This window comes from Vibrio sp. D173a, assembly GCF_030248475.1.
This window is the reverse complement of sequence record NZ_JAHGAH010000451.1, coordinates 1-1,429: the sequence shown is the minus strand read 5'-3', so window position 1 is coordinate 1,429 and position 1,429 is coordinate 1. Positions and strand designations below refer to the sequence as shown.

General features: G+C 43.2%; 3 protein-coding genes. All 3 read left to right on the top strand.

Annotation, left to right across the window (positions count from 1 at the left end):
• Positions 1-205: 205 nt before the first annotated feature.
• Positions 206-343, top strand: coding sequence for a hypothetical protein (locus KIV40_RS26655; protein ID WP_285352195.1), 138 nt, complete (start codon positions 206-208; stop codon positions 341-343).
• 18 nt (positions 344-361) lie between these two features.
• A complete protein-coding gene (locus tag KIV40_RS26650; RefSeq protein ID WP_285352196.1) occupies positions 362-754 on the top strand; it encodes a YbaN family protein in 393 nt (130 codons plus the stop codon).
• A 167-nt stretch (positions 755-921) separates the two neighbouring features.
• On the top strand, positions 922-1,429 hold a 508-nt coding region (gene apt / locus KIV40_RS26645), incomplete at its 3' end, for an adenine phosphoribosyltransferase (protein ID WP_285352194.1).

Genomic DNA, 1,429 nt, shown 5'->3' with positions numbered 1-1,429 from the left:
CAACTTTCTCTAAGCCTTCTTGGTTCTGCGAGTTTCAGCCTCGACCTTCATCAAGGCGGTGGTGATTAACCCTACAGTTGCTTGGTATTTGTAGATGTTTTATTAAGGTATAGTTGCAAAATTGTGTGGCTATGCCTTTTTTGTTAAGTGTCATTTAGCAAAATCTATCTGGGTCTAGCGTTAATTTTGTAAGAAAGAAATAATCATGGCAGATAATCAAGATTTTAAAGACCCGTTTAATGTATTCTATTTTTTAGGATTTCTATTAGCGTTTGTAGCGATTCCGCTACTACCAGCAACCTTAACGCTTTACCGTGTTTTCAATGGTTACGCGACATTCTAAAGACTGTAGGAGGTCACAATTAGCATCAAAGTTCTTAGCCTGAACCTCGCTGGTGGCCTCTGTCTCATCCTCGCTTTTCTAGGCATCGTTTTACCTCTACTCCCAACAACACCGTTTCTGTTACTAGCCAGTGCGTGTTTTATGCGTAGTAGCCCGCGTTTGCATCGTTGGATGCATCAACACCCAACACTTGGCCCGTTGTTAACCAACTGGTATGAACATGGCGCAGTGACCAAGCGCGTTAAAAGCCGGGGTGTATTGTTTATTCTTCTTAGCTTTTCGCTCTCTATCTACTTTTCGCCAATCATTTGGGTAAAAGTGTTCTTAATTGTCGTACTTGCTATTCTTCTCACATGGTTTATTCGCCTTCCTACCCATGAGTTAGTTGCTGACAGCAAAGAAAATCACTAACATTAAGCCAGTGTGCCTGCTTGTTATAGCGGGCGTTTATTTTTTCAGCATCAGGGTTATGACTCTGATTGCAATGAAAGCCAACCGAGCCTTTCTCAAGCAGAATTACTAACAACGATAGCGTTGATTGATGTTGGGAAAGCGGCCTAATGAAGTGCATCACTATTATGAACACAGAAAAAATCGCTCTGATCAACGCAAGCATCAAAAGCATTCCTGACTACCCAAAAGCGGGCATTCTATTTCGTGACGTAACCAGCCTAATGGAAGATCCTGCAGCGTACAAAGCGACAATCGAACTACTGGCTGAAACATACAAAGATATGGGTTTCACTAAGATTGTTGGTACAGAAGCGCGCGGTTTCCTATTTGGTGCGCCACTTGCGCTTGAGTTAGGTGTTGGTTTTGTTCCTGTTCGTAAGCCAGGTAAATTGCCACGCGAAACTGTGGCACAATCGTATGAACTTGAGTACGGTACAGATACACTTGAGATCCACACAGATGCGATCTCAGAAGGCGATAAAGTGCTAATGGTCGACGACCTATTGGCAACGGGTGGTACTATTGAAGCAACAACTAAACTGATTCGTCAGCTTGGTGGTGTTGTAGACCACGCAGCCTTTGTTTTTAATCTTCAAGAAATTGGCGGTGACAAGCGCTTAGAAGGTCCAGGCC